This window comes from Flavobacterium sp., from assembly GCF_044369455.1.
In the GTDB taxonomy this organism is placed as follows: domain Bacteria; phylum Bacteroidota; class Bacteroidia; order Flavobacteriales; family Flavobacteriaceae; genus Flavobacterium.
Genome location: NZ_JBIPLW010000063.1, coordinates 1 through 6,669, shown reverse-complemented (window position 1 = coordinate 6,669; position 6,669 = coordinate 1). Strand labels below are relative to the sequence as shown.

Annotated in this window: 4 protein-coding genes; 2 read left to right on the top strand and 2 right to left on the bottom strand. The window is 58.2% G+C overall.

The genetic code is table 11. The features are described from left to right. The first annotated feature begins 29 nt into the window (after window positions 1-29). Complete coding sequence (locus tag ACIQ2L_RS14195; RefSeq protein ID WP_396159982.1) at window positions 30-464, top strand: heme-binding protein; 435 nt, start codon at window positions 30-32, stop codon at window positions 462-464. Window positions 465-523: 59 nt separating this feature from the next. Continuing rightward, a complete protein-coding gene (locus ACIQ2L_RS14190; RefSeq protein ID WP_396159980.1) occupies window positions 524-2,179 on the top strand; it encodes an L-lactate permease in 1,656 nt (551 codons plus the stop codon). A gap of 461 nt (window positions 2,180-2,640) precedes the next feature. Here ACIQ2L_RS14190 and ACIQ2L_RS14185 read toward each other — a convergent pair whose 3' ends face one another. After that, the gene (locus ACIQ2L_RS14185; protein WP_396159978.1) at window positions 2,641-4,044 is read right to left on the bottom strand and encodes a DUF1501 domain-containing protein; all 1,404 of its coding nucleotides are present in this window, start codon (window positions 4,042-4,044) and stop codon (window positions 2,641-2,643) included. Between the two features lie 4 nt (window positions 4,045-4,048). Continuing rightward, window positions 4,049-6,669 (bottom strand): DUF1549 and DUF1553 domain-containing protein (locus tag ACIQ2L_RS14180; protein ID WP_396159976.1); only part of this gene is annotated, 2,621 nt, incomplete at its 5' end.

Here is a 6,669-nt window from a genome sequence, read left to right as displayed (position 1 = left end):
TTCACTTCAATCAATAAGAACGCAGACGAATGAACAACCCGACCCCGCAACCTCCTATCTACGGAACATCCATCACTCTAGAACAAGCACGAATGGTTGCTGCCGCTGCTCGAGCAGAAGCAGTACGAAATGGCTGGTGTATGGTCGTGGCGATCATGGACCCGGGTGGTCACTTGGTGCTGCTGGAACGCATGGACAACGCGCAGTTTGGCAGCGTGCAAGTGGCGCAGGACAAAGCTCTATCAGCCGTGGCGTTCCGTCGGCCGACCAAGGCCTTTCACGATATGGTGGCGGCTGGCGGCGAAGGTGTACGGATGCTAGTCATGAGTGGCGCGATGCCGATCGATGGCGGGCTGCCGATCTTGGTCGACGGCGCGGTCATCGGCGGCATTGGCTTGTCCGGTGGAACCAGCGCACAAGATGGCCTCGTGGCGCAAGCTGGATTGGCTGCCCTGGTGAGCTGATCGTCATGAGTAAGCAATGGCTCGCTTTCCGTATCTAGCTCGTGTAAAGATAAACAAGTATGACCTGGTCGCAAAATTACTCACCCATCGGCAATAGCATCGTTCTTTCTTCGCTTGTCGCGTCACTGCCAATCGTTATCTTGCTTGGATTGTTGGCTTTTTGGCATGTGCGTGCGCATATTGCGGCACTAGCTGCGTTGATGGTGGCGATGTGTATTTCCATCGGGGTTTACGGAATGCCCGTGAAGCTGGCTGTCGCTGCGGCGGGCTACGGCGCGGCGTTTGGGCTTTTCCCAATCGGCTGGATCGTGCTCAACGCTCTGTTCATCTACCACATTTCGGTCGACACCGGCGGCTTCAAAGTGTTGCAAGACCGGATGGCGAATCTGTCAGACGACAGGCGCATCCAGGCTCTGATGGTTGGCTTCAGTTTCGGTGCGTTTCTGGAAGGATTTGCTGGTTTCGGTGCACCGGTGGCGATCACGGGCGCGTTGATGATTGGGCTAGGCTTCAGCCCCCTGGATGCCGCGAAGGCCGCCCTCATAGGTAACACTGCACCGGTTGCGTTTGGCTCGGTCGGTATCCCGATTATCACCTTGGCGAAAGTAACTGGACTAGATGAAGGTGCACTGAGCGCGATGGTCGGGCGTCAGTTACCCTTCTTCGCGTTGATCGTTCCGTTTTGGATGATTGCGGCTCTGGTAGGTTGGCGAGGCATGGTCCGGGTCTGGCCCGCATGTTTCGTGGGAGGCGCGAGCTTTGCCGTCGTGCAGTTTTTGGTGAGCAATTTTCACGGCCCGCACTTGGTGGATGCCGCAGCGGGATTCAGTTCTATTGTCGCTCTCGTGGTCTTCTTGCGAATTTGGAAACCTAGCGATGGGTTGGCAAATACCGAAGGCATGCCAACCGTTTCTAATGCCGCCACAACGGTGGCGGTATCCCCAGGACGGGAGAACTTTCGCGCGTGGTTGCCGTGGATACTGATGACGGTTTTCGTCGCTGCATCGAGCATGACGCCGATCAAGAAAGCCCTCAACGATACCTTCGCGCCAGTCTTCTCTGTTCCGGCTTTGCATCTTGCCGTTCAAAAAGTCCCACCGGCATCGCTTGAACCAGAGCCTGAAAAGGCAGAGTTCACCCTGAACCTATTCTCGGCGACCGGCACGTCCTTACTGATTGCGGGCCTCATCGCAGGCCTGCTTCTCGGGCTGAAACCAAGCGACCTCTTTGCGACCTACGTCCGCACTCTCCGACGGGTCGGCGTGTCGTTGCTAACAATCTCCTTGATGCTTGCACTGGGATTCACAACGCGTTTCAGCGGTACCGACACGACGATGGGGATCGCGTTCGCTTCCACGGGTATGCTCTTTCCGTTCTTCTCACCTTTGCTTGGATGGTTAGGCGTGGCACTTACTGGCAGCGATACTTCGTCCAACGTATTGTTCGGTAATTTGCAGAAAGTCACCGCACAGCAACTCGACATCTCGCCCATCTTGACGGCTGCCTCCAATAGCTCAGGTGGGGTCATGGGAAAGATGATTGACGCACAAAGTATCGTCGTGGCCAGTGTCGCCACCGGGGGACAGAAGGACAGCCCCGACGCTGGAACGATTCTGCGGGCGGTCTTTTGGCATAGCATCGCGATGGCCATTCTCATGGGTGTCTTCGTAATGCTTCAGGCATATGTCTTTCAATGGATGATCGTAGTGCCATAGAGCAAGGCAGTATTGGGGGGGTAGTCGGGTAGTAGAGTAAGCGTCATGTACCAATGGCGTCGCTTGAAGTGTTTGACCGGGCTGCTCCATGGCTAATCGAACCGCCGCCACTTTGCGAAGTTCGTCGTAATGACCATTATGACCTTCAATCTCCAGAACATTATGCCGCGATCGATGTGCGAATTGAGGGTTGCACCAAAGCAGATCAAGAGAATTTTGATCTCGCCTTGGAGGAAGTCCTTTCACCCAAAGACAGGGAGGCCCTCAACGGCGCTTCCAATGCCGGTTACCACTATTCTGGCAGTGCGAAGATCTTTGCACAGATGGGCAAGGCGTTCGCGGGGCCCTTCATGCCTTTTCAGAAATGAATGATGAGATGCCAGAAAAGCAGTAATCTTCGACGTAATGACGAATAAGCTGCGTTTTTCCCCGTCGGTTGCGGCATCAAGTAACAATAGAACTCAGGTAAGCATGCCTTTTACGATCTCGCCGTGAACGTCGGTGAGGCGGTAGTCGCGGCCTTGGAAGCGGTAGGTGAGGCGAGTGTGGTCGAGGCCGAGGAGGTGCAAGGCGGTGGCGTTGAGATCATGGATGTGGACTGGGTCTTTGACGATGTTGTAGCTGAAGTCGTCGGTCTCACCGAGAACGTGTCCTTTCTTGACGCCAGCACCGGCCATCCACACACTGAAGCAGCGCGGATGGTGGTCGCGACCATGGTTGGCTCGGGTAAGGGCACCCTGTGAATAGACGGTGCGGCCAAACTCGCCGCCCCAGATGACGAGCGTGTCTTCGAGCAGGCCGCGCTCCGTCAGCTCGCCGAGCAGCGCGGCGGTGGGTTGGTCGGTGTCGTAGCACTGGCTTTTGATGCCGCTGGGGAGGTTGTTGTGCTGGTCCCAGCCGCGGTGATAGAGCTGGATGAACCTCACGTTGCGCTCCGCGAGCCGGCGAGCGAGGATGCAGTTCGCCGCGTAGGTTCCTGGCTTTTTCGACTCCGGGCCGTAGCGCTCGTAGATGTTTTCGGGCTCCTTGGAGAGATCCGCCAACTCGGGCACGGAGGCCTGCAGGCGGAAGGCCATCTCGTATTGATCGATCCGGGCCTGTGTCTCTGGATCGTGAACATCGGCGAGCTTGAGCTGGTTGAGGGAGGCGATGTCATCGAGCATCGCACGGCGTCTCTCGGTGGTAATGCCTGGCGGATTGGAAAGGAAGAGCACGGGGTCCTTGCCGGAGCTCATCCGCACGCCCTGATACTTTGAGGGTAGGAAGCCACTGCCCCACATCCTCTCATGCAGCGGCTGCGCGTTAGTGGGACCACTGGGACGCGAGATCAGCGCGACAAACGCGGGCAGGTCTGCATTCTCCGCGCCGAGACCGTACGACGCCCATGCACCGAAAGAGGGCCGCCCGCCGATCTGGTGCCCGGTTTGCAGGAGCGTCATCGCAGGATCGTGATTGATGGCCTCGGTGTGCATGGAACGGATGAGGCAGATCTCGTCGGCATACTTGGCCGTGTGAGGCAGCAGCTCGCTCAGCCACATGCCGCTCTGCCCATGCTGCGCAAACTTGAAGACCGAGGGCGCAACGGGGAAGCGTTTCTGTCCGGAGGTCATGCCGGTAAGACGTTGGCCCTGGCGGATTGAGTCCGGCAAATCTTTGTCGAACTGTTCGGCGAGCCCCGGCTTGTAATCGAACAAATCGATTTGCGAAGGCGCTCCCGCTTGCGTGAGCCAGATGATGCGCTTGGCCTTCGGAGCGAAGTGAGAGGTCTGTGCCGCAAACAGCCGCGGGTCCGCCAACGAGGCGATGGCCAGGGATTTAAGCCAACTACGGCGAGAAAGCGGAGACAAGGACGATTCTTTGCTCATGAAATTACTCCTTGTTGATAGTTTCGTCGAGGTTCAAAAGTGTCGAAGCGAGCGTGCTGAAGGCGGCTAGGTCGGCGGGATCGATGGACGAGTCTGTTTTGCTTTCGCCGACGGCAAGGAGTTGTTTCGCCGCTTCGGGATCGCGCTGGAAGTCGCCCAGCGTGCGTTCGACCGATGCCGACAGGATCGTCAACTCCTGAGCAGACGGCAAGCGAGCTAGCAAGAGCTGAAATCCATGCTTGATGCGGGATTCAGTCGTCGTACCGCCTTCCAAAATCATGCGCTGAGCGAGGAAACGCGAGGCTTCCACATAGGTCGGATCATTGAGGAGATTCAGCGCCTGCAATGGCGTGTTCGAGCGGCTGCGACGCATTGTACAGACCTCACGGAACGGCGCATCGAAGAGCAGCATGCCAGGATGTGGCACGCTGCGCTTCCAATAGGTGTACAGGCTGCGGCGATACAAATCCTCCCCACTACCCTGTTTGTAAGTTGCCTTGGGATTGTCGCGCTGAGCCACGACCTGTTCGTAGAGGCCGGGCGGATGATAAGGCTTTACCGCCGGGCCGCCGAGCCTGTCGACGAGCAGACCGCTGGCGACGAGCGCCTGATCCCGAATCACTTCTGCTGGCAGCCGGAAGCGAGGCCCGCGGGCGAGCCAGACGTTCGACGGATCAATCTCACGTAATGAAGTATCAGCAGGCTGGCGCGACGACTGCCGGTACGCTTCGCTCATGACGATGAGCTTGATAAGCCGCTTCACATCCCAGCCAGACTCCTGAAAAGTCACCGCCAGCCAGTCGAGAAGCTGAGGGTGGCTCGGCGGATCGCCCTGGGAGCCGAAATCCTCACTGCTGCGCACCAATCCGGTGCCGAAGAACTGCTGCCAGTAGCGGTTCACTGTCACGCGAGCGGTGAGAGGATTCTCACGGCTCACCAACCAGCGCGCCAAGCCGAGCCGGTTCTTTGGCAGATCGATAGCCGGCGTTGGCAGGACAGCCGGCGTGGCCGCAGTGACCGGCTCTCCCGGCTTGTCATACGCGCCGCGCATGAGGATGAAAGTGGGGCGAGGATCCTTCTGCTCCTCCATCACGAGGGTGGTGGGAATATTCGCCTCGTTTGCGGCAATCTGTTTGCGCAATGCGGCCGCCTCCTCGCTGAGCAGTCGATGCTCAGGGAGCAGCGAGAGGCGGTAGTCCGTGAGTTGCTTGCGCTGAGGCGCGGTCCGTTTTGCAGCCTCGATCTTCGCGATGGCGACGATCTTCTCCGGCGCGATGAGATCCTGCGAGGCGCTGGTCGCAAAGATTCGCCACTCCGTCGTTCCACCCGCGTTCTCGACGCCAAGCGTAATGACAACCTCGGGGCCTTCGAGCGGGGTCTCAACTTCAAAAAGAGCCTGCACCGGTTTCTCGGGGGCGACCGAGAGCGGAGAACGCGTGCGACGGTCCCCGTCGAGCACGATGGCGTGCTCAGCCTCGAATGCCCGGAGCTTTGACTTGCCGGCCGTCAGTTCGCTCCACTGAAAACTTGCCGCAGAATCCGCCGTCGCGCATTCGAGTCGCAACGCGGTAAGTTTGCCTGGTGGCAGCTTTGCAGTAATCTGAATGTTGTTCGCGCGGGATTCCTGCGGACCGATCGAAACAACTTCTCTGTCAACCTTCGGCGGTTGATCGCCTCCGCTTGCTTTCACCGGTTCGAGCGGCCACCACTCAATTGCCGCCGTGGCAAGTTCTTGCGTCCAAGCCTCAAGATCTCCGATACCAATCGCCTTCAAGCTTTCTTCAACGGGTTTGAGCTTCTCATTTAAGGCAGCGATCTTCTCCTCGACCTCCGCAGCGGGCAGTGCTATGAAAGGAGGCGCATTTGTGCGCACCGGATTCGAGTAGATCCCGACACCGCGCTCGGGCACGTTGTGGAAAAAGGCCTTCATCGCGTAGAAGTCCCGCTGCGTAAAAGGATCGAATTTGTGATCGTGGCAGCGGCAGCAGTTGAACGTCTGCCCTAGCCACACGGCGGCGGTCGTTTCCACACGGTCGGCGGTGTATTCGGCGAGAAACTCCTCCGCGATGATACCGCCCTCCTCATTGAGCATGTGATTGCGGTGAAAGCCGGTGGCGATCTTTTGATCGAGGGTGGGATTTGGCAGCAGATCGCCCGCAAGCTGCTCGATGGTGAACTGATCGAAGGGCAGATTCGCATTGATCGCGCGCACCACCCAGTCCCGCCAAGGCCACAGTTCGCGGTCACGATCCACCTGGTAACCATTCGTGTCCGCGTAACGTGCCGCATCCAGCCAGGCCACCGACATGTGTTCGCCAAATGCGGGCTTTGACAAATAGTAGTCGACCATAGCCGAATAGGACTCTGGCTTGGCGAATCGCCGCTGCTCCTCGATCGTCGGCGGCAGTCCGGTAAGATCTAGCGCCAAGCGCCGCACTAGCGAGGATGCTTCAGCAGGCGGTGAGGGTTTTAGCCCGCGTTTGTCAAGCTCTGCACGAATGAAATCATCAATGCTGTCACCAGTTTGATGCTTCACCGGTGGCACAAAGGACCAGTGCGTCTCATACTTGGCACCCTCGGCGATCCATTGCTTCAACAGTTCTTTCTGCGCCGCACTCAGCTTCT

What these genes read in the sequence shown, in the direction of transcription:
- ACIQ2L_RS14190 (WP_396159980.1), top strand. Translation starts at nt 524, where the DNA reads ATGACCTGGTCGCAAAATTACTCACCCATCGGCAATAGCATCGTTCTT.
- ACIQ2L_RS14195 (WP_396159982.1), top strand. Translation starts at nt 30, where the DNA reads ATGAACAACCCGACCCCGCAACCTCCTATCTACGGAACATCCATCACT.
- ACIQ2L_RS14185 (WP_396159978.1), bottom strand. Translation starts at nt 4,044, where the DNA reads ATGAGCAAAGAATCGTCCTTGTCTCCGCTTTCTCGCCGTAGTTGGCTT.